The sequence below is a fragment of the Streptomyces albofaciens JCM 4342 genome, assembly GCF_008634025.1.
Taxonomy (GTDB): domain Bacteria; phylum Actinomycetota; class Actinomycetes; order Streptomycetales; family Streptomycetaceae; genus Streptomyces; species Streptomyces albofaciens.
The window spans coordinates 1,202,044-1,222,145 of the sequence record NZ_PDCM01000002.1; the positions used below are offsets into that span (position 1 = coordinate 1,202,044).

Consider the following 20,102-nt stretch of genomic DNA (forward strand, 5'->3'; position numbering starts at 1 on the left):
GAGGCGCACCGGCTCGCACGCCCGCCCGGAGCCGGGCCCGGCACCCGCCACCGGGCCCCGCCGCCCGCGGACAATCCGTTCGATCCGGGCCCCGTCGCGCCGTTACGCTGCCGGGATGGCCCGACAAGCCCCGCTGAGCGCGGACCTCTTCCCCGCCGACCTCCCCATGTACGCCACCGTCGGACGCACCGCCTCCGGGCGCGCGTGGCTCGACGCCCTGCCCGCCACCGTCCGCGCCCTCCAGGAGGAGTGGGACCTACGGCTCGGCGCGCCGCTGCACGGCGGCAGCTGCTCGTGGGTCGCCCCGGTGGAGCTGCCGGACGGCGGCGCGGCGGTGCTCAAGGTGACCTGGCCGCACCGCGAGGCCGCCGGGGAGGCCGCGGCCCTGCGCGCGTGGGACGGCGACGGCGCCGTACGGCTGCTGCGGCACGACCGGGAGCGGTACGCGCTGCTGATCGAGCGGTGCGCACCGGGCGAGGAACTGGACGACAGCGACCTCCCTCCGGACGAACGGCTGCTCCTGGCCGCCGGCCTGCTGCGCGGCCTGTGGTCCGCGCCCGCGCCGCCCGACGGCGAGCTGGAGCGGGTCGCCGACGTGTGCGGCGAGTGGGCCGACACGGTCGAGGAGCGCATGGCGCGGCTGCGGCCCGGCTACGACCCCGGGCTGGTCCGGCTCGGCGTCCGCCTGCTGCGCGAACTCCCCGCCACCGCCACCCGCGAGGTCGTGGTGCACGGCGACTTCAACCCCGGCAACGTCCTGTCCGCCCGGCGCCGCCCGTGGCTGGCCATCGACCCCAAGCCGATGGTGGGCGACCCCGGATACGACCCGTGGCCGCTCCTGGAACAGATCGACGACCCCTTCGAGCACCCCGAGCCGCGCCCGGTCCTGCGCGACCGCTTCGCCCTGGTGGCCGACGCCCTCGGCGAGGACCCGGCCCGCCTGTCGGCCTGGGCGGCGGCGCGCACCGTGGAGAACGCCCTGTGGTGCGCCGACCACGGCGACGTGCCGGACGGGGCGGAGGAACTGGAGGTGGCGGCGGTGCTGGCGTCGTTGGCGGGGGTGTGAGGGGCGCCGCCCGAACCGCGGGCGCCCCGGCCGACGCCCCTTTCAGGCCACCTCGATCCCGTACTCCCGCACCAGCGCCTCCAGGCCGCCCTCGTACCCCTTGCCGCCGATGACGAAGTCCCAGTCGCCGTTCGCGCGGCGGCGGAACGAGCCGAGGACCAGCGCGGTCTCGCCGGGGCGGCCGTCCGACACCTCCAGCCGGCCCTGTTCCGCGCCGGATTCGTCCACGAGGCGGATCCGCGCGTCGGTGAAGCCGGACAGGTCGGCGTGCGGGTCGGCCTCCGGGTCGACGGCCGCGACGAGGACGAGCCGGTCGGCGGTGGCGGGCAGCGCCTCGAAGACCACCTGCATCGCGGCGCGGTCGGGGGCGAAGCCGGAGAGCATCCGGACGGTGCCGTCCGGGGTGCGCGGGTTGTTGTAGAAGACGAAGTGGTCGTCGCTCAGGACGCGGTTGCCCTGGCAGACCAGCGCGCAGACGTCCAGGGCGACGCCGCCGGACCAGTTCATGCCGAGGATGTTGCCCGCCGCGCCGTCCTCCTCCGGGGCCTCGGGCGTCCGCCCGGCGCCCTCCTCGGCGGGCGCGGGGCGCTGGGCCGGGACCGCGGCGTCCCCGAGGCGTCCGCGCAGTCCGTGGCGGGCCAGCAGGTCGACCAGTTCGGGGCCGCTGACGAGGGTGAGCGGTTTGCCGTTGGCGAAGGCGTGCGCGCCGGGGCCGAAGCGGGACGTGGTGACGAGCACGCCCTTGTTGGCGCCCTCGGACTGCACGGTGCCGAACAGGTCGCGTACGGCGGTCGGCGGCACCGTGTTGCGGTAGCGCTTCACCTGCACGATGATCTTGCCGCCGCGGATCGGATCGGGGTCGAGCGCGTCCACGTCCACGCCGCCGTCCCCGGACCGCTGCGTCGTCAGCGCCTGCATGCCCATCGCCCGGAACAGCTCGGCGACCAGCCCCTCGAAGGCGATCGGGTCCATCGCGAACAGGTCGGGCTCGTCCTCGCCGCCGTGGGTGACCACACCGCCGCCCACCTCGCCCGGCTGCCGCGCCGGGCGGACCGGGGTCCGCTGGTCGGGGCGCGCGGACAACTGCCCGCGCAGCCCGTCGGTGAGGCACTCCACCGCGCTGACCTGCGCGAGGTGCAGGTGCTCGAAGGCGGCGCGGGACGCGGTGACGGTGGCCAGGAAGATCTGCGCGGGGCGGCCGGTGGCCGGGTCCACGTCGTCCACGAAGCCGTTGACCGTGACCGAGTCGAGCGCGCCCGTGGTGTCCGCCGCGAACAGATCGTGCAGCACGAGCAGCACGGACTGGGCGAGCACGTCGCGGTAGGCCGAGCGCCGCTGGGTGACCGGCCGGGCGACGTCCTTGTCCTGGTCGGCCGCGTACATGTACCGCACCGCCTTGGCCTCGGGCACGATGTCGAAGCCGGGCAGCTCCCAGTCCAGTACGAGCTGGCGCGCGGCCGGGTCGTAGGCGGCGCGCACGCGGCGCGGGAAGCCCTGCGGGCGGCCGGTGGCGTACAGCGCGGCGGAGAAGTACTCCACCACCGCGTCGGGATCGCCGTCGCGCAGCCCCCTCAGCAGGTCCTCGACGGCGGTGTTGTGGTTCCGGACCTCCGCCAGCTGCCCGGCGGCCCACTGGTCGTACTGCCGCCGGTAGTCCTCCAGTTGACGCAGCCGCTGCGCTTCGGCGGCCTGCGCGGCGTGCCAGTCGCGCTCGTAGCGCGCGCGGGCCTCCTCCTGCGCGCGGCGGCCGCCGCCGAGACCCCAGCCGCCGGCCTGCGGCTGGTAGGCGGCCGGGTCGGGCATCGGTACGGGTACGGCCAGCCGGCCGGGCGCGAACGGCTCGACGTGCTCGGGGCGGCGCAGCGCGGCGGGTGTGAAGGCGGGGGCCCGGCAGCCGTCGGCGAGCAGGCCGGACAGCTCCGCCATGCGGGCGTCCAGTTCCTCGGTGCGGCGGCGGGCGTCGGCCTCGCGCTGTCGGCGGTACGCGGCCTGCCGTTCGCGCTGCATCCTGGCCATGGCGCGCTCGGTGTCGCGCTGCTGCCGCTCCTGGTCGCGCCGGGCCTGTTCACCGGCCCGCCACTGGGCCTCCTGCCGGCGCTGCTGCTGACGCTGCGCCTCGGCCCAGACGGCCACTAATCCGTTGGAGCGGCGACTCATGTGGATCTACGTCCTCCCCTGGGGCTCCCCGGCCCCGACCCTTGGGGCGCCCGGCCCCGAACCTTCCTTGGGGCAGCACCCCGAACCCGGGGGCGACCAGCCCGAAACAGCCCGCACCGGCCCATCCACCAGCGGGTATTCATCCGACTTTAGCGGGATCCTGACGGGTCGTAACCCTCCGGGGCCGCCCCTGGGCCTGCCGGGGCCGCCCCGGCGCCCACCGCCGGGTTCCCGCCGCGGCCTCAGCGGTCCAGCAGTGCGCCGAGGCGTTCCAGCAGCGGGAGCAGGGCGGCGCGCTCCTCGGGGCCGAGGGCCCTCAGAGCGTCGTGCACGGCGTGCATGTCGGCGCGTACGCGGCGGGCGAGCGCCCGGCCTTCCTCGGTGGCGGTGACCACCTTGCTCCGCCGGTCCCGCGGCGCGGCCTCGCACCGTACGAGTCCGCGCTCCCGCATGCGGGCGATGAGCCGGGTCGCGTTCGAGGCGTCGCAGACCAGGTGCCCGGCGAGCGCGCTCATCGACAGCGGCTCGTCCAGGGCGATGAGCGCGCGGGCCTGCGCGGTGCTCAGGCCGTGCCGCAGCGCGGCGGCGGCGAGGTCGTCGTAGTAGCCGCGGACCGTGCGGGCGACCGGCTCCACGAGGTCGTCGGGGGTGGGCGCGGTGGTCTCGGACACGGGACCAGGGTAGAGCGGATTACTTGACTTCAGCAATCGTTGGTATTTACATGGAACGGGTACTTGACCTTGTCAAGCGATCACCTCCGGCGGGCCCCGCCACCCCGCCCCGCCCGCTCCACCCCGTACGCATCGGAGTCACCATGACCAGCAGCACCCCCGAGCAGCCGGCCGCCGTGGTCGCACGGCTGCGCGCCACCTTCCGCACCGGCCGCAGCAAGCCCCTGGAGTGGCGCACCGGCCAGTTGCGGCAGCTCCGCGCGATGCTCACCGAGCACGGCCCGGACTTCGCCGCCGCGCTGCGCGCGGACCTGGGCAAGGGCGAGGCCGAGGCGTACCGCACCGAGATCGACTTCACGCTGCGGGAGATCGACCACACGCTGGACCACCTGGAGGAGTGGCTGCGCCCCGAGCCCGCGCCGGTGCCGCCACACCTGGACGGCGCGGAAGCCTGGACGGTCTACGACCCGCTGGGCGTCGTCCTGGTCATCGCGCCCTGGAACTACCCCCTGCAACTGCTGCTCGCGCCCATGGTCGGCGCCCTGGCGTCCGGCGACTGCGTGGTCGCCAAGCCCAGCGAGCTGGCGCCCGCGACCTCCGCGGCGGTGGCCCGCCTCCTGCCCCGCTTCCTGGACACGGACGCGGTCGCCGTGGTCGAAGGCGCCGTACCGGAGACGACGGCCCTGCTGGAGCAGCGCTTCGACCACATCTTCTACACGGGCAACGGCACCGTCGGCCGGATCGTGATGACCGCGGCGGCCAAGCACCTGACCCCGGTCACCCTGGAACTGGGCGGCAAGTCGCCCGCCTTCGTGGACCGCGGCACGGACCCGGACGCGGTCGCCGCCCGGCTGGTGGCCGGCAAGTTCCTCAACGCGGGCCAGACCTGCGTGGCGCCGGACTACGTCCTGACCGACCCGGAGACGGCCGCCCGCCTGGAGCCCGCCCTCGCGCGCGCCGTCACCGCGCTCTACGGCGACGACCCGGCCGCCGCGCCGAACTACGGCCGGATCGTCAACGAGCGGCACTTCGACCGGCTGACCGGGCTGCTCGGCTCGGGCCGCACCGTCGTGGGCGGCACGCACGACCGGGACCGCAAGTACATCGCGCCGACCGTGCTCGGCGGGGTGGCGCCCGACGCGCCGGTGATGGGCGAGGAGATCTTCGGCCCGATCCTGCCCATCGTCGAGGTGGCGAACCTGGACGCGGCGATCGGCTTCATCAACGACCGCGACAAGCCGCTGGCGCTGTACGCCTTCACGGAATCCGCGGAGACCCGGCGGCGGCTGACCGGGGAGACCTCCTCGGGCGGCCTCGGCTTCGGCCTGCCGGTGGCCCATCTGACCGTCTCCGACCTGCCGTTCGGCGGCGTCGGCGAGAGCGGGATGGGCCGCTACCACGGCCGGTACTCGATCGAGACGTTCAGCCACCGCAAGGCCGTCCTGTCCAAGCCGCTGGCCTGACGACTCCCCTCACCCCCTCCCACACATCACAGAAATCTCGCGAACCTGAAGAACATAACGTCTTGATCTGAGAACTTCACATGTGCTTTTGTTTCAAGCATCATGAACGACGTGATCCCTGAGCACGCGACGTCGGCGGCGGCCCGGTCCTCCGGGGCCTTCGGGCCCCCGGGAACGGGCCGCCGCCCGGTCGTCGGTGTGTCCCTGAAGCTCTACTTCGGGCTGGCCGCGACCCGGAAGTGGCTCACGGACGTGGCCGCGCTCCAGGGCGCACTCGCGGCACTCCCCCGCCCCGTCGACCTGTTCGTCCTGCCGGCCTTCCCCGCCCTGGCCGACGCCCGGGAACTGCTGTCCGGTACGGACATCGCGTACGGCGCCCAGAACGTGCACTGGGCCGAGACCGGCGCCTGGACCGGCGAGGTCTCCGCGGGCATGCTCGCCGAGGCGGGCGCGCGCTACGCCGAGGTCGGCCACGCCGAGCGGCGCCGGCACTTCGGCGAGACGGACGCGACCGTGGCCGCCAAGGCCGGCGCCGCCACCCGGGCCGGGCTGGTGCCCGTCATCTGCGCGGGCGAGCGGCACGACGCCGGAACCGAACAGGCCGTCGAGGAGACGCTGGTCCAGGTGCGGGCGGCCCTCGGCGGCACCGGGCCCGGCAGCGAGGTGATCGTCGCCTACGAGCCGGTCTGGGCCATCGGCGCCCGCGAACCGGCCCCCGCGCAGCACGTACGGACGGTGGCCACCGCCGTCGGCGGGTGCCTGCGCGACCACGGCGTACCCGGCCGGGTCATCTACGGCGGCACCGCCGGACCCGGCACCTTCGGCCGGCTGGCCGGCAGCGTGGACGGCCTGTTCCTCGGCCGCCTCGCGCACGACACCGCCAGCCTGCGCCGGGTCCTCGAAGAAGTCGCCGCGGCCACCGCCCCCGCCCCGCTTCCCCTCCGCCCCTAGGGAGTTCACCGTGCAGGACACGTACCGCATCGCCCTCGGCGCCGACGACGCCGCGATCGCCATGAAGGACGCGATGGCCGCCTACCTCGCCGCACGCGGCCACCGGGTCACCGACCTGAGCGCCACGGACGGCGAGGACTACCCGGACGTCGCGGAGCGGGTGGCGCGCAGCGTCGCGCGCGGCGAACACGAACGCGCCGTCCTGGTCTGCGGCACCGGCATCGGCATGGCCATCGCCGCCAACAAGGTGCCCGGCATCCGGGCCGCCCAGATCCCGGACAGCTACAGCGCGGAACGCGCCCGTAAGTCCAACGACGCCCAGGTGGCCTGCTTCGGCAGCCGCACCATGGGGGTCGAGGCCGCGCTGGTGTGCCTGGAGCACTGGCTGGTCTCCGACTTCGCCGGGGGCGGCTCCGCGCCCAAGGTGGAGAAGATCAAGCAGGTCGAGGCGCGCAACCTGACGTCCCCGGACGTGCCCGCGGCCTGATTCCCGCCCCGCCCACCCCCTCCCTCCGAAAGGCGGTCACCCCCATGCGCGCGGTTGTCATCGAGGAGCCGAACAAACTGTCCGTCAGCCGGGTCCCCGACCCGGTGCCCGGCCCGGACGACGTGGTGCTCAAGGTCACCGCCGCCGGGCTGTGCGGCACCGATGTACACATGCTGGCGGGCGAGTTCGGGCCGACGCGGTATCCGGTCGTCCCCGGGCACGAGTTCTCCGGCGAGGTGGTGGCGGTGGGCTCCGCGGTGACCGGCTTCGCCGAGGGCGACGCGGTCGCCGCCGACCCGGCCGTCTACTGCGGCACCTGTCACTTCTGCGCCATCGGCCACGGCAACCTCTGTGAGAAGTGGGGCACCATCGGCATCACGATGGACGGCGCCGCCGCCGAGTACGTCCGGGTCCCGGCGGGCAACTGCTACCGCCTCCCGGACACCGTCGCCCTCCGCCACGCCCCGCTGATCGAACCGCTGTCCACCATCCTGCGCGGCTTCGACCTCGTCGGCCCCAAGCTGGGCGATCACTTCCTGATCTACGGCGCGGGCACCATGGGCCTGCTCTACCTCCAGGTCGCGCAGCGCGCCGGCGCCGCCTCCGTCTCGGTCGTGGACATCAACGAGGAGCGGCTGACGGTCGCCCGCGAACTCGGCGCCGACGCGGTCGCCACCAGCGCGGACGCGCTGACCGCCGACCATCCGCTGGGCTGGCAGGTGGTCACCGACTGCACCGGAAACGTACGCGCCATCGAGGACGGCCTGACCCGCCCCATCCGCGGCGGCACGTTCCAGCAGTTCGGCTGCGCGCCCGACCAGGAGACGGCCCGGTTCTCACCGTTCCGGATCTACAACGACGAGATCCGCATCGTCGGCAGCATGGCGATCCTGCACACCTACGGCCGGGCGGTCGAGATGCTGGGCAAGGGCGTCATCGACTGCGAGAAGATGATCACCCACCGCTTCGGGCTCGACCAGTACGCCGAGGCTCTCAAGACGTTCGAACTGGGCACCGGCCGCAAGCTCCAGATCGTCCCGAACGGGGAGGCGGGCTGAGCGGAACGGCTCCCGGGGGGCCGGACCACCGGCCCCCCCCGACGGACACCCCCGCGCTACTCCCCCGGCACCTTCCACACGAGAGGCGACCTCAGCCCGTCAGCCCCACACCCTCCCGGAAGTAGTCTCCCGCCTCCAAGTCCTCCAGAAGCCCCGGGTGGACGGGCTCCCAGTCCAGTTGTTTCCGGGTCAAGGCGCTCGATGTGGGGTTGTCGAGCGGGACGAGGGAGCCGAGGAAGCCGAAGTAGGCGGTTGCCTCGGCGGGGGTGAGCGTGGTGGTGGGCAGGCCGAGGCCGTGGGCGATGGACTCGGCTACGGCGCGGAACGGGAGGCCCTCTTCGGCCGTTCCGTGGAGGGTCGTGCCGGGCGGGGCGGACTCCAGGGCCAGGCGGAACAGGCGGGCGGCGTCGCGCCGGTGGACGGCGGGCCAGCGGTTGGAGCCGTCGCCGACGTACGCCGAGACGCCCTTCTCGCGGGCGGTGGCGATCAGGCGCGGGACGAAGCCCCGGTCGCCCTCGTCGTGCACGGACGGCGCGAGCCGTACGACCGAGGTGCGCACGCCGCGCCGCGCCAGCGACCTGGCGGCGTTCTCCGACGCCATCCGCGGTCCGTCCGCGCCGGGTCCGGGCACGTCCTCCTCGGTTGCGGTACGGCCCGGTGCGAGCGACGCGAGCATCAGCGTTCCCGAGGTGACCACGAGGGGCCGGCCGGTGCCTTCGAGCGCGGCTCCGAGCGCTTCGACGGCCCTGAGATCCAGTTCGGCGGCGCTGTGGAAGGCCGCCTGGTCCGAGAAGTCGTGGTGGTAGGCGAGGTGGATGACGCCGTCCGCCGCGGCCGCCCCGTCCCGCAGGCTGCCGGGGTCGTCGAGGGCGCCGCGGTGCGCCGCGGCGCCGGCGGCCGTCAGCGCCGCGGCGGCCCGGTCCGAGCGGGCCAGGCCGAGGACCGTGTGCCCGGCCCCGAGGAGTTCCCGTACCACCGCGGTTCCGATGAATCCGGTCGCTCCGGTGACGAATACGCGCATGCTGCGCTCCTTGCGTGAAATGGCGTGCGGATCCGGCCCGCGAGAGCCCGGCGTGGGGCTCCGGGCCGGTGGTCACATCGTCCGCGGGCGGCCCGGTCCCGGTCCAAGGCCTGTTGCGCATGGCGGCATGCGGATTGGGCATCGCGCCTGGTCAGGGGATACGCAGAGGAAAATCGCGGCGGGTGCGGGGTTACGCTTCGGGCATGTCCGGTCCCCCGCCCCCACCCGACCTCGACCTGCGTCTGGTGCGCTACTTCACGGCCGTCGCCGAGCACCGGCACTTCGGCCGCGCCGCCGAGGCCCTGCGCATCACCCAGCCGTCCCTGAGCCGCCAGATACGCAACCTCGAACGGCAGCTGGGCGCCCGGCTGCTGGACCGCACCCCGCAGGGCAACCGGCTGACCGAGGCCGGGGAGATCTTCCTGCCCCGCGCCGAGGCGCTGCTGCGCTCGGCCGCGCAGGCCGCGGCCGTCACACGCGCCGCCGCCGAGCCCACCCGTGTCACCGTCGGATACACGACCGGCGTCGTCGTCACCCCGGCGGTGCGCGAGCTGCGCCGCCGGCACCCGGACGCCGAGGTGCGCACCCTCCACGTGGGCCTCCAGGACGTACGCGCCGCGCTGCTGGAACACCGGGTGGACGCGCTGGTGAGCCGGCTGCCGTTCGCGACCGGCCGGCTGGATGTGACGGTCCTGTACGACGAGCCCCGGATGCTGCTGGTACCGCTCGACCACCGGCTCGCCGGCCGGGAATCCGTCACGTTCGACGACATCGCCGACGAGCCCGTGCCCCGCCTGCGCAGGGCCGATCCGCACTGGGAGGCCTTCTGGCGCATCGATCCCCGGCCCGACGGGCGCCCGGCGCCCGTCGGCCCGCTGATCGACGGCCTGGAGGACAAGTTCGAAGTCGTCGCCGCGGGCCAGGCGGTGGCCATTTCGGCCGGGCCGCTCGCCCACGGGCTGCGCCCCGACCTCGCCGCGATCCCCCTGCGCGACGCCGAGCCGAGCCATGTCGTCCTGGCCACCCGCGCCGGTGACCGCGGCCGCCTGGTGGCCGCCTTCCGTACGGCGGCCCGCCGCCGGCTGACCGGCCCGGCCGACAGCAGCCCCCGTACGGGTAGGTGAAGCACGTCCGCGAGCACCGCCCGCCGAAGGAGGCCGCACCATGTCCGGTCACGATCCGCTCTCCCCCGAAGAACGTGCCGTCGTCGACGTCGTCCGGGACTTCGTGGACCGCGATGTGCGGCCTGCGGCGCGGGAGTTGGAGCACGCCGACCGCTACCCGGAACAGCTCGTCGAGCGGATGAAGCAGCTCGGTGTCTTCGGGCTCGCGGTGCCCGCCCCGTACGGTCCCGCCGCCGTCTCCGCGCCGTGCTTCGCCCTGGTCACCGAGGAGCTGGCGCGCGGCTGGATGAGCCTGGCCGGCGCCATGGGCGGCCATACGGTGGTGTGCTCGCTGCTCGTCCGGTACGGCACGCCGGAGCAGCGCGAGCGCTGGCTGCCGCGGCTGGCCACCGGTGAGGTGCGGGCCGCGATGGCGCTCACCGAGCCGGGCGGCGGCTCGGACCTCCAGGCGCTGCGCACCACCGCGCGCCGCGCGGCCGACGGCACGTACGTCGTCCACGGCGCCAAGACCTGGATCACCAACGCCCGCCGCGCCGGACTGATCGCGCTGCTGGTGAAGACCGACCCGGCGGCCGATCCCGCGCACCGCGGCATGTCCGTCCTGCTGGCCGAGCACGGTCCGGGGATGACCGTCTCGCGCGATCTGCCGAAGCTGGGCTACAAGGGCGTGGAGAGCTGTGAGCTGGCGTTCGACGGCTTCCGGGTGCCCGGGGACGCGCTGCTCGGCGGGCAGGAGGGGCGGGGGTTCGGGCAGATGATGCGCGGGCTGGAGATCGGCCGTATCCAGGTCGCCGCGCGGGCGGTGGGTGTCGGGCGGGCCGCGTTCGAGGATTCCGTACGGTACGCGCGGGAGCGGGAGAGTTTCGGCAGGCCGATCTGGCGGCACCAGGCGGTCGGCAGCCTGCTGGCGGAGATGGCCACATCGCTGTCGGCGGCGCGCCAGCTGGTCCTGCACGCGGCGCGGACGTACGACTGCGGGCGGCGGGCCGACCTGGAGGCGGGCATGGCGAAGCTGTTCGCGTCCGAGACGGCGATGCGCATCGCGCTGGACGCGGTGCGGGTGCACGGCGGGTACGGCTATTCCACCGAGTTCGACGTGGAGCGGTACTTCCGCGACGCGCCGCTGATGATCGTCGGCGAGGGGACCAACGAGATCCAGAAGGAGGTGATCGTGCGGCAGCTGATGCGGCGCGGCGGGCTGTGAGCGGGCGCGCGGCCGGGCCGGTCAGATCGCGCGGTCGCGCCCGGCCCAGTACGGCTCGCGCAGCCGCCGTTTGAACAGCTTGCCGGACTCGTCGCGCGGCAGGCTCTCCTCGAAGACCACCACCTTGGGCACCTTGTACGAGGCGAGCCGGTCGGCGACCTGGGCCCGTACGTCCTCGGCGGTGAGCCCGGCGCCCGGCTCCGGCTGGACGTGCGCGGCGAGCGCTTCGCCGTACTCCTCGTCGGGGATGCCGAAGACGGCCACGTCCCGCACCCCGTCGAGGCCGAGCAGGCAGCCCTCGATCTCGGCCGGGTAGATGTTGACGCCGCCGGATATGACCAGGTCGCTGCGGCGGTCGCTGAGGTAGAGGTAGCCGTCCGCGTCGAGGTGGCCGATGTCGCCGATCGTGACGAAGCCGGGCATCCGCTCGGCCTCCATCGCCGCGCGCCCGGCGGGGTCGCCGAGATAGGTGAACTGCGGCCAGGTGTCGGCCGGCTTGAGGTAGACCTCGCCGGTGCGGCCGGTGGGCAGCGGCGCCCCGTCGGGGCCCAGGACCGCCACCGCCGAGGTCTCCACGGCCCGGCCGACCGTACCGGGGTGCGCCAGCCACTCCCGGCTGTCGCACCAGGTCACGGCGCCGGTCTCGCTGCCGCCGTAGTACTCGCGCAGGATCGGCCCCAGCCAGTCGATCATGGCGTGCTTGACGTGCGGCGGACACGGCGCGGCGGCGTGCACCACGGAGGTGAGCGAGGACAGGTCGTAGCGCTCGCGGACCTCCTTGGGCAGCCGCAGCAGCCGTACGAACATGGTCGGCACCAGCTGCGTCTGCTCGATGCGGTGGCGCTCGACCAGCCGCAGGAACTCCTCGGCGTCGAAGCGCGGCATCAGGGTGATGTCCAGGCCGCCGGCCAGGGCGAGGACGGCGTGCTGGCTGGGTGAGGCGTGGTAGAGCGGCGCGGGGATCAGGGTGCGGCCGCCGGGGCGCACCGCGAAGTATTCGAGGAACTTTGCCACCGATTCGGCGAGTTGTTCCTCGCCGACCGGATCGCGCAGCACGCCCTTCGGGCGGCCGGTGGTCCCGGAGCTGTAGATGACGGTGGAGGGGCGGCGGGCGGCGGCCCCGGCGAGCGGCGGGTGCCCGGCGAGCCAGGTGTCCAGGAGCGGGTGGCCGCCGGTCACCGGCGGGCGCGGGAAGCCGCAGGCCGCGGCGACGCCGTCGGGCACCGGCACCTCGACGAGGCGGGCCCGGCCGGGCAGCGCGGCGGCGACGCCGGGCAGCAGGTCGGTGTGCGCGAAGACGACCTTGCTGCCGCTGTCGCCGAGCACATGGCGCAGCTCGTCGTGCCGGAAGTGCCAGTTGACGGGGACGGCCGAGGCGCCGAGCCGGGCCGCCCCGGCGGCGATCTCCAGGTGCGCGGGTTCGTTGCGCAGCACGATCGCGATGCGCTCCCCGGGTTCGACGCCCAGGGCGCGCAGGCCGGACGCGATGCGCGCGGCACGTTCCTGGAACGCGGGGTACGAGCGCTCCACCCCGGCGCAGCGGATGGCGGGGGGCGTGGCGGCGACGTCCATGTAGCCTCCAGACAGTTGCGGCTCGCGCCCATTGAACAGGTGCTTCCGCCTGCCCGCCAGGGTGCTGACAAGCCGTCAGCAGCGGAGGGGGCGGGGCGCCGGCGAGGCTCCTGGCCCTCGGGGAGCATCCGAACGGAAATCGGCGGTATGCGTCGCCCCCGATCACGGTCCCCGGCTGGGCGGCCCGCCGTCTTCGCCGGAACCAACCTCAACGAGGAATACGCGACACCTCACCATGCGAGCCCACCGGTCGAGGCCGGAGGAGGCGCGTGGCCCTCACCCACCCGCCCGGACCGCACGTGTGCTCACGTGTCGCCGGTGATCACCCGCCTGCGATCACGTGCGCATTCGCGAACGGTACTCGCCCGGGGACATGCCGCGGGCACGTCGGAAGGCCCGGCTGAAAGCGTGCGGAGAGGCGTAGCCGACCGCGCCGGAGACCGACTCGACCGGCTCGTCGGTGTCGCGGAGCCGGACGGACGCCAGGTCCATGCGCCACTGCGTCACGTAGGCGCCCGGCGTCTGTCCGAGCGCGGAGCGGAAGCGCCTGGACAGTGTCGTCCGGGAGACCGCCGTCGCGGCCGCCAGTGCCTCGGTGGTCCAGGGGTGTTCCGGTCGGGCGTGGACCCGTGCCAGGGCGTCGCGCACGACCGGATCGCGCATCGCGCCCAGCCATGAGCCGGGCCGCTCCTCCGGGTGGCGGGCCAGCCAGACGCGTATGAACTGGACGAGCAGCAGGTCGACGATGCTGTTGACGGCGGCGGTGGTACCGATCTGCGGCTGGGCGAGCTCCGCCGTGAGCAGCTCGACGGTGTTCTTGAGCTGTGCGTTCTCCCGGCTTGTGACGTGCATCGGCCGGACGAGGGAGGTGAGCACCGGCGTGCTCACCTCCGGGTCCTGCTCATAGCGCAGGACGAGCACTTCCGTCTGCGCCGGCGTGGAGCCCAGGTGCAGGGCGCTGCCGTCGGTGAGGGCCTGGTCCGCCGCCTTCCGGTCACAGGGACTCAGCGTCGTGCCCGCCCCGCCGGCTATCCCGTGGGCGGTGCCCGGCGCCAACAGGACGGCGTCCCCTGCCCGCACCTCCAGGGGGCTCCCGCCCGGGACGTGGAGCCACATGGCGCCACGGGAGACCACGTGCAGTGCCGCTGCCGGGGAGGACTCCAGCCTCAGGCCCCAGGTTCCTCCGGCCTTCAGTACGACCCCGAGCGCCCCTCGCGCACCCGATACGCGCAAGGCCTCCGCGAGTACGTCCATCGTTCCCTTCTCGTCGACGGGTGTCAGACCACGTCGAGAACTATCTTTCCGTGCACCTTCCGCGCGAACAGTGCCCGGACGGCGTCGTCCACGTCCTGCCAGTCGCCCCGCAGTCCGACCGGCGCCGAGAGCCTCCCGGCGGCCATGAGGCCCAGCAGGTCCGTCAGCTCCCCGCTGGTCGGCGTCATGTCGCCGTAGGTGGCGATGGTGCGGGGTTCGCCGAAGCCGAACAAGGTCCCGGACGGGAACGTGGTGTCCTGTCCCGAGGAGTAACCGACCAGGTGGATGGTGCCGCCCTCGGCGAGGGAACTCCACGCCTGGGCCACCAGCGGCCCGCCGACCGTGTCCAGGACGAGGTCGAACCGGCACTCGGTCCCGGCCAGGTCGGTCAGGACCTGTTCGGCCCCGAGTTCGCGGAGACCGGCGGCCCGGTCCGGCGAACCCACGAGTGCCGTCACCCGGGCGCCCGCCAGCGCCGCCAGCTGGACGGCGAAGTGCCCCACGCCCCCGCTGGCGCCGGTGACCAGGACGTCGCGCGCCAGCACGGAACGCTTGCGCAGCACCCGCAGTGCGGTGACTCCGGCGATCCCCAGCGCGGCGGCGTCGGCCAGCTCCACACTCTCGGGGACGGTGCCGAGCGAGGCGGTGCTGACCGCCGCCCGCTCCGCCCACGCGTGGGGGGACATCCCCAGCGCGACGCGCGTACCTTCGGGTGGCCCCGAGCCGTCGGATGCGGCGCGCACCACGACGCCGGCCGCGTCGTGACCGTGCACAGCGCCGGCCGGCCACTGGTCCACGTAATTCAGCTCTCCGAAGTTGAGACCGATGTGCCGTATGTCGACCAACGCCTCGTCGCCGGACGGCACGGGCTCATCGACATCGGCGAACCGGACGGGTCCGGCCTCGCCGTGATCGACCACCAGGGCGCGCATGGGGATGTTTCCTTCTCTCGTGGATGCGCCTGAACACTCGGCGCGGCAGTGGACGGAGTGCGCGAATGCCGCACGCCGCCGCCTTGAAAACCCTACGCAGGACCAGCTCAGCGACCAGTCCCAGGAGAGTCGATCAGTTGACGATCTGTGTCGGTGTTCCCGGCGCCGGAGCGGCGGCCGCGCCTGCTGTGTCCGTCGTGAACACGACCGTGCGTCGCGCCGCGGTCGCTGCCGTACCCGCTTCTATCCTCGGTGGACATGAGCCAACACGAAAAGGACACGAACGGTTCCGGAAAGGGCGGAACGGGTGACCACGCTGTGCTGCTGCGCCGGCACGGTGAGGCCATCGCCCTGTTCGGGAGCCGGGTCCACCGGGTGCGCGCCGGTCAGTGGGACGACCCGACGCCGTGCGCCGAGTGGACGGTGCGCGATCTGGTCGGCCACCTGACGGTGGAACAGCTGTGGGTGCCGCGCCTGGTACGGGACGGCGCCACGATCGAGGAGGTGGGGGACGACTACGACGGCGACCGGCTCGGCGACGACCCGGCCGGGGCGTGGGACCGCGCGGCGGTGGCCGCGGTGGCGGCGTTCTCCGAGCCGGGCGCGCTGGACCGGACGGTGCACCTGTCCTCGGGGGATAGCCCGGCCGCGGCCTACTGCTCGCAGATGACGATGGACGCGGTGGTCCACTCCTGGGACCTGTCGCGGGCCATCGGCACGGACGAGCGGCTGCCGCCGGAGCTGGCGAGCGCCGCGCTGCGCGAGGTCGAGCCGTACGCGGACGAACTCGCGGCCACGTCCATGTTCGCCGACCCCGTCACGCCGCCGCCCGGGGCGGACGACCTGACCCGGCTGCTGTGCCTGCTGGGCCGCCGACCGTGAACCTCCGGCGGCGCCGGGAGGACGGCGGCCGGCCGGTGTCCGCGGGCGCCCGGGCCCGCGGAGGCCGGTCGGCCGGTGCGCCGGGGCGGTCAGTCGATGCCGCGGAAGATGTGGGGCTCGGCCGGGTCGTCGTCGCAGCCGGCGACTCTGACCGGGACACAGCGGCCCCAGACCTCCAGATTGCGGACTTCCCTGATCCGGCCCGGTCGCTCGCTCCGCTTGGGCCGCGGCTCTTTGCGTTGCGCGTTTTCCAATGCCACCACGCACTCCTTCATCAAGGGGACACTTCCGACGCGGTGGCGCCTTCGTACGAACCGGGACATCTGCCAGGGTTCGTGGCGCTTCCCGCGACGGGCCAAGGGTGTTGGCATCTCCCAGACAGGTCGTCCGTCGTCCACCAGATTAACGACCGCGACGGATGCGCGCTCGACATTTACCGGTAATAGAGGCAAGTCGGGGGTAATGCCTAGATTCTGCCTGGGACCGCCCCGGGCAGAAGCCGGTGCCGCGTGCCTGCCCGGCGTCACCCGTTTGCCGTACGGGACGTGGCGCGGGGCCCGGGAACCGGCGGACGGCGGGTTCGCCTCCGGCCGCGGGCGCTATTTCAGCAGCCGGGACATCCGCCGGTCGGCCAGCGGCTTCCCGCCGGTCTGGCACGTGGGGCAGTACTGGAGCGAGGAATCGCTGAAGGAGACCTCGCGGATGGTGTCGCCGCAGACCGGGCACGGCTCGCCGGTCCGGCCGTGCACCCGCAGCCCGCTCTTCTTCTCCTTCTTGAGCTGCCCGGCGGCCACGCCCCGGGCCCGCTCCACCGCTGCCGTGAGCGTGTCCCGTACGGCGGTGTGGAGCCGGTCCGTGTCCTCGGCGTCGAGACGGGCCGCGGGCTTGAACGGCGACATGCGGGCCGCGTGCAGGATCTCGTCCGAATAGGCGTTGCCGATTCCGGCCAGCACGCTCTGGTCGCGCAGGAAACCCTTGATCTGGCGCCGTTCCCCTTCGAGCAGGCCCGCCAGGGCCTCCCGCGTGAAGTCCGGGGCGAGCGGGTCGGGGCCCAGACGGGCGATGCCGGGGACCTCGGCGGGATCGGTCACGCAGTAGACGGCCAGGCGTTTTTGCGTACCGGCCTCGGTGAGGTCGAAGCCGGGCGCCGGGCCGTCCCCGTCGGCACTCAGCCGTACGCGCAGCGCCAGCGGGCCTTTGCCGGGGCGCGGCGGGACCTGCGGCAGCGCGTCCTGCCAGCGCAGCCAGCCCGCGCGCGCCAGGTGGACGACGAGATGCAGGCCGCCGACGGTGAGGTCCAGGAACTTCCCGTGCCGCGCCACCGCCGTGACCGTGCCGCCTTCGAGGGCGGTCAGCGGCGGATCGTAGGTCTTGAGCACGTTGACGGCGGTCGGCTGGGCGCGTTCCAGGACGCGGCCGACGGCGTGGCCGTCGAGGAATTCCCGCAGGGCTTCGACTTCCGGCAGTTCGGGCATGCCTCCAGCCTGCACGGTGCGGCGGTCCGGTACATCTCGCGCGCGCCGCGTGCCGGACCGGCGGCAGGGCGCCCCGGCGGTGCTAGGGATAGGTCCTGTGGACTGGCTGACGGAGAGCGACGTGTGGCTGGGCCGGCTGGTGTTCCAGCGGCTGCTGGCCGTGCTGTACCTGGTGGCGTTCGTGGCGGCGGCGCGGCAGTTCCGCGCGCTGATGGGCGAGCGGGGCATGACGCCGGTGCCGGACTTCGTGCGCCGGGTGCCGTTCCGCAAGGCGCCGTCGGTGTTCCAGTGGCGTTACTCGGACCGGTTCTTCGCCCTGTGGTGCTGGGCCGGTGCCCTGCTGGCCCTGGCGGTGGCGGCCGGTGCGGCGGACGCCGTCCCGCTGGGGGCCGCGATGGCGATGTGGGCGGTGCTGTGGGCGATGTACCTGTCCGTCGTCAACGTCGGGCAGACGTGGTACGGCTTCGGCTGGGAGTCCCTGCTGCTGGAGACCGGCTTCCTGGCCGTCTTCCTCGGCAACGACGACATCGCGCCGCCCGTGCTCGTCATGTGGCTGCTGCGGTGGCTGCTGTTCCGCGTGGAGTTCGGGGCCGGGCTGATCAAGATGCGCGGCGACCACTGCTGGCGCGATCTGACCTGCCTGTACTACCACCACGAGACCCAGCCCATGCCGGGCCCGCTGAGCTGGTTCTTCCACCGGCTGCCCAAGCCGCTGCACCGGGTCGAGACGGCCGCCAACCACGTCGCGCAACTGGGCCTGCCGGTGCTGCTGTTCACCCCGCAGCCGGTGGCCGGCTGGGCGGCGCTGGGGATCGTCGTGACGCAGCTGTGGCTCGTGCTGTCCGGCAACTTCGCCTGGCTGAACTGGCTGACCATCGTCCTGGCCCTGTCCGCGGTGGACGGGTCCTGGATCGCCGAGCCGCCCGCGTTCGCCGCCACCCCGGCCTGGTTCGGCGTGCTGAGCGTGCTCCTCACCGCCTTCGTCGCCTACCGGAGCTACCGGCCCGTACGCAACCTGCTGTCCCGGCAGCAGGTGATGAACACCTCCTTCGACCCGCTGCACCTGGTCAACTCCTACGGGGCGTTCGGCAGCGTCACCCGGGTGCGCCGGGAGATCGTGGTGGAGGGCACGGACTCGCCGGTGGCCTCGCCGGACGCGGTGTGGCGGGAGTACGGGTTCCGGGGCAAGCCGGGCGACGTACGGCGCATGCCGCGCCAGTACGCGCCGTACCATCTCCGGCTCGACTGGCTGATGTGGTTCGCGGCGCTCTCCCCCGCCTACGCGCGCAGTTGGTTCGGGCCGTTCGTGGAGCGCCTGCTGGCGAACGACCCCGACACGCTGCGGCTGCTGCGCCACAACCCGTTCCCGGACGCGCCGCCCGCGCTGGTGCGCGCCCGGCTGTTCCAGTACCGCTTCACGACGTGGCGGGAACGGCGGCAGACCGGTGCGTGGTGGCACCGTACGGAGCTGCGGGACTTCCTGAAGCCGACGGGAGCAGTTCGGCGCGGAAGGCGATGACCATGTCGCGGGCGTGCCGCAGTCCGATCCGGCCGAACTCGCGCTCCAGCGCGTCCAGTTCGGCGAGCGTCTCGTCCTTCGAACCGCCCAGCCGGGAACGGGACTTGACCAGGCCGAGGCGGGACAGGGCGGTGCCGCGCGGCTCGCGCATCTCCTCGAACTCGCGCAGTGCCCCGGCGTAGACCTCGCACGCCTCGGCGTACCGCCCGGCCCGGAAGAGGACGTTGCCGCGCATCTTGTGGTTGTAGGCGAGGGCGCTCGCGAGGTCCATGGTGCGGCAGATCGTCTCGGCCTCGGTGAGCAGGGCCAGGGCCCGTTCCGTCGCGCCCTGTACGGACAGGACGTCGGCCACGCCGCGCAGCGACCAGGCGCGGCCCCGGGCGTCATCGCCGTCGTCGGCTGTCCGCGCGGCCTCCTCGAACAGCTCCAGGGCCTTGGCGTAGTCGCCGGTGTTGCGGTGGATCTGGGCGATGCCGGACATCGCCCACACCATGTGGCGGGTTTCGCCGTGCGCCCGTGCCTGGGCGAGCAACTGCTCGTGCAGGTCGGCGACGGCTTCGTAGTCGCCCTGTATGCGGCCGGTCTCGGCGAGCCCGGCGAGCGAGTAGCCGTGGGCCAGGCGGTCCCCGCCTTCGTCGGCGAGGGTGACGGCGTGGGCCAGCAGCCTGCGGGCCAGCGCGAGGGAGCCGCACTGCCGGGCGAGCGTGCCGCCGCTCCACAGGGCCCAGGACATCGCGCCCCGGTCGCCGGCGGCACGGGCGCTGCGGTAGCTCTCGTGCCAGGCCGTGCGCGCGTCGTCCACCCGTCCCAGGCGCCGGTTGGCCTCGGCGACGGCGAGCGAGGCCCGGGCGCGCTCCAGGTCGGTGCGGGCGTCTCGCCGCGCGCGGGCGGCCGTGGCGAGCACGTCCTCGTAGGACGAGTTCACGTTCAGGGCCGCACCCAGCTCGCCTTGGTACTCCGGGGCGAATGCCTTGCCGTACATGTGTTCCGTGGCCTCCTGATCAGCATGTGCTTGATCACGAAGCTACGAGGCGACGGGGGCCCGGCGAATCCCTCCGCGGATTGGTCATGCCGTATGCCTCGGGTCCTACGCGAGAGGGACCCGGTCATCATCGGGACGTACGGGGTACCCTTCCTTCCGGCCGACCGGCGCAGGCCGTCCGCGGCGCCACGGACGGCCTGCCGGAACCCACCGCTTCCCACGGCGGCCCGCCCGCCCCCAGCCGGGCCGCCGCTCCGGGGAATTCGTCACGGAGAATTCCCGGA

The 20,102-nt window shown here is 73.7% G+C and carries 18 protein-coding genes; 9 read left to right on the forward strand and 9 right to left on the reverse strand.

Going from position 1 to position 20,102, the window contains the following annotated elements; translation table 11 throughout:
- Positions 1–115 precede the first annotated feature (115 nt).
- Entirely contained in the window at positions 116–1,066 is a 951-nt protein-coding gene (locus tag CP973_RS25600; RefSeq protein WP_244410010.1) for an aminoglycoside phosphotransferase family protein, read from the forward strand.
- Positions 1,067–1,108: 42 nt separating this feature from the next.
- On the opposite strand, the gene CP973_RS25605 is transcribed toward CP973_RS25600, so the two are convergent.
- A complete protein-coding gene (locus CP973_RS25605; RefSeq protein ID WP_150245730.1) occupies positions 1,109–3,223 on the reverse strand; it encodes a restriction endonuclease in 2,115 nt (704 codons plus the stop codon).
- 242 nt (positions 3,224–3,465) lie between these two features.
- Entirely contained in the window at positions 3,466–3,894 is a 429-nt protein-coding gene (locus tag CP973_RS25610) for a MarR family winged helix-turn-helix transcriptional regulator (protein WP_150245733.1), read from the reverse strand.
- A 143-nt stretch (positions 3,895–4,037) separates the two neighbouring features.
- Between CP973_RS25610 and CP973_RS25615 the strand changes: the two genes are divergently transcribed.
- From CP973_RS25615 to CP973_RS25630, 4 genes are all read left to right on the forward strand, one after another.
- Positions 4,038–5,357, forward strand: a complete 1,320-nt coding sequence (locus CP973_RS25615; RefSeq protein ID WP_150245736.1) for an aldehyde dehydrogenase family protein — start codon at positions 4,038–4,040, stop codon at positions 5,355–5,357.
- Positions 5,358–5,468: 111 nt separating this feature from the next.
- Positions 5,469–6,308: a triose-phosphate isomerase family protein gene (locus CP973_RS25620; RefSeq protein ID WP_244410011.1), complete on the forward strand. Its 840-nt coding sequence runs from the start codon at positions 5,469–5,471 to the stop codon at positions 6,306–6,308.
- Between the two features lie 10 nt (positions 6,309–6,318).
- Positions 6,319–6,795 (forward strand): RpiB/LacA/LacB family sugar-phosphate isomerase, encoded by a 477-nt coding sequence (locus tag CP973_RS25625; protein ID WP_150245742.1) that lies wholly within the window; start codon positions 6,319–6,321, stop codon positions 6,793–6,795.
- Between the two features lie 44 nt (positions 6,796–6,839).
- Positions 6,840–7,853 carry a zinc-dependent alcohol dehydrogenase family protein gene (locus tag CP973_RS25630; protein ID WP_150245745.1) on the forward strand — a complete coding sequence of 338 codons (1,014 nt, stop codon included), beginning with the start codon at positions 6,840–6,842 and terminating at the stop codon, positions 7,851–7,853.
- Between the two features lie 91 nt (positions 7,854–7,944).
- Here the strand turns inward: CP973_RS25630 and CP973_RS25635 are convergent, their stop codons facing one another.
- The gene (locus tag CP973_RS25635; RefSeq protein ID WP_150245750.1) at positions 7,945–8,874 is read right to left on the reverse strand and encodes an SDR family oxidoreductase; all 930 of its coding nucleotides are present in this window, start codon (positions 8,872–8,874) and stop codon (positions 7,945–7,947) included.
- A gap of 203 nt (positions 8,875–9,077) precedes the next feature.
- Here CP973_RS25635 and CP973_RS25640 point away from each other — a divergent pair, with 203 nt between their 5' ends.
- Together CP973_RS25640 and CP973_RS25645 are read left to right on the forward strand one after the other, a co-directional pair.
- Positions 9,078–9,998, forward strand: coding sequence for a LysR family transcriptional regulator (locus CP973_RS25640; protein ID WP_150245753.1), 921 nt, complete (start codon positions 9,078–9,080; stop codon positions 9,996–9,998).
- 40 nt (positions 9,999–10,038) lie between these two features.
- Positions 10,039–11,202 (forward strand): acyl-CoA dehydrogenase family protein, encoded by a 1,164-nt coding sequence (locus CP973_RS25645; RefSeq protein ID WP_150245755.1) that lies wholly within the window; start codon positions 10,039–10,041, stop codon positions 11,200–11,202.
- A gap of 21 nt (positions 11,203–11,223) precedes the next feature.
- On the opposite strand, the gene CP973_RS25650 is transcribed toward CP973_RS25645, so the two are convergent.
- The 3 genes from CP973_RS25650 to CP973_RS25660 form a co-directional block, all read right to left on the reverse strand.
- Complete coding sequence (locus CP973_RS25650; RefSeq protein WP_150245758.1) at positions 11,224–12,774, reverse strand: AMP-binding protein; 1,551 nt, start codon at positions 12,772–12,774, stop codon at positions 11,224–11,226.
- A 336-nt stretch (positions 12,775–13,110) separates the two neighbouring features.
- Positions 13,111–14,028 (reverse strand): AraC family transcriptional regulator, encoded by a 918-nt coding sequence (locus tag CP973_RS25655; protein ID WP_150245763.1) that lies wholly within the window; start codon positions 14,026–14,028, stop codon positions 13,111–13,113.
- Between the two features lie 23 nt (positions 14,029–14,051).
- Positions 14,052–14,960, reverse strand: coding sequence for a zinc-binding dehydrogenase (locus CP973_RS25660; RefSeq protein ID WP_150245766.1), 909 nt, complete (start codon positions 14,958–14,960; stop codon positions 14,052–14,054).
- A 258-nt stretch (positions 14,961–15,218) separates the two neighbouring features.
- Here CP973_RS25660 and CP973_RS25665 point away from each other — a divergent pair, with 258 nt between their 5' ends.
- Complete coding sequence (locus CP973_RS25665; RefSeq protein ID WP_150245769.1) at positions 15,219–15,842, forward strand: TIGR03086 family metal-binding protein; 624 nt, start codon at positions 15,219–15,221, stop codon at positions 15,840–15,842.
- An 89-nt stretch (positions 15,843–15,931) separates the two neighbouring features.
- Here the strand turns inward: CP973_RS25665 and CP973_RS40185 are convergent, their stop codons facing one another.
- A complete protein-coding gene (locus CP973_RS40185; protein WP_167538466.1) occupies positions 15,932–16,102 on the reverse strand; it encodes a hypothetical protein in 171 nt (56 codons plus the stop codon).
- A 339-nt stretch (positions 16,103–16,441) separates the two neighbouring features.
- On the reverse strand, positions 16,442–17,317 hold the full coding sequence (locus CP973_RS25670) for an Fpg/Nei family DNA glycosylase (RefSeq protein WP_150245772.1): 876 nt from the start codon (positions 17,315–17,317) through the stop codon (positions 16,442–16,444).
- A gap of 97 nt (positions 17,318–17,414) precedes the next feature.
- Between CP973_RS25670 and CP973_RS25675 the strand changes: the two genes are divergently transcribed.
- A complete protein-coding gene (locus CP973_RS25675) occupies positions 17,415–18,836 on the forward strand; it encodes a lipase maturation factor family protein (RefSeq protein WP_150245774.1) in 1,422 nt (473 codons plus the stop codon).
- On the opposite strand, the gene CP973_RS25680 is transcribed toward CP973_RS25675, so the two are convergent.
- The gene (locus tag CP973_RS25680; RefSeq protein ID WP_150245777.1) at positions 18,733–19,818 is read right to left on the reverse strand and encodes a tetratricopeptide repeat protein; all 1,086 of its coding nucleotides are present in this window, start codon (positions 19,816–19,818) and stop codon (positions 18,733–18,735) included. The two genes, CP973_RS25675 and CP973_RS25680, sit on opposite strands and share 104 nt — an antisense overlap.
- Positions 19,819–20,102: the final 284 nt, after the last annotated feature.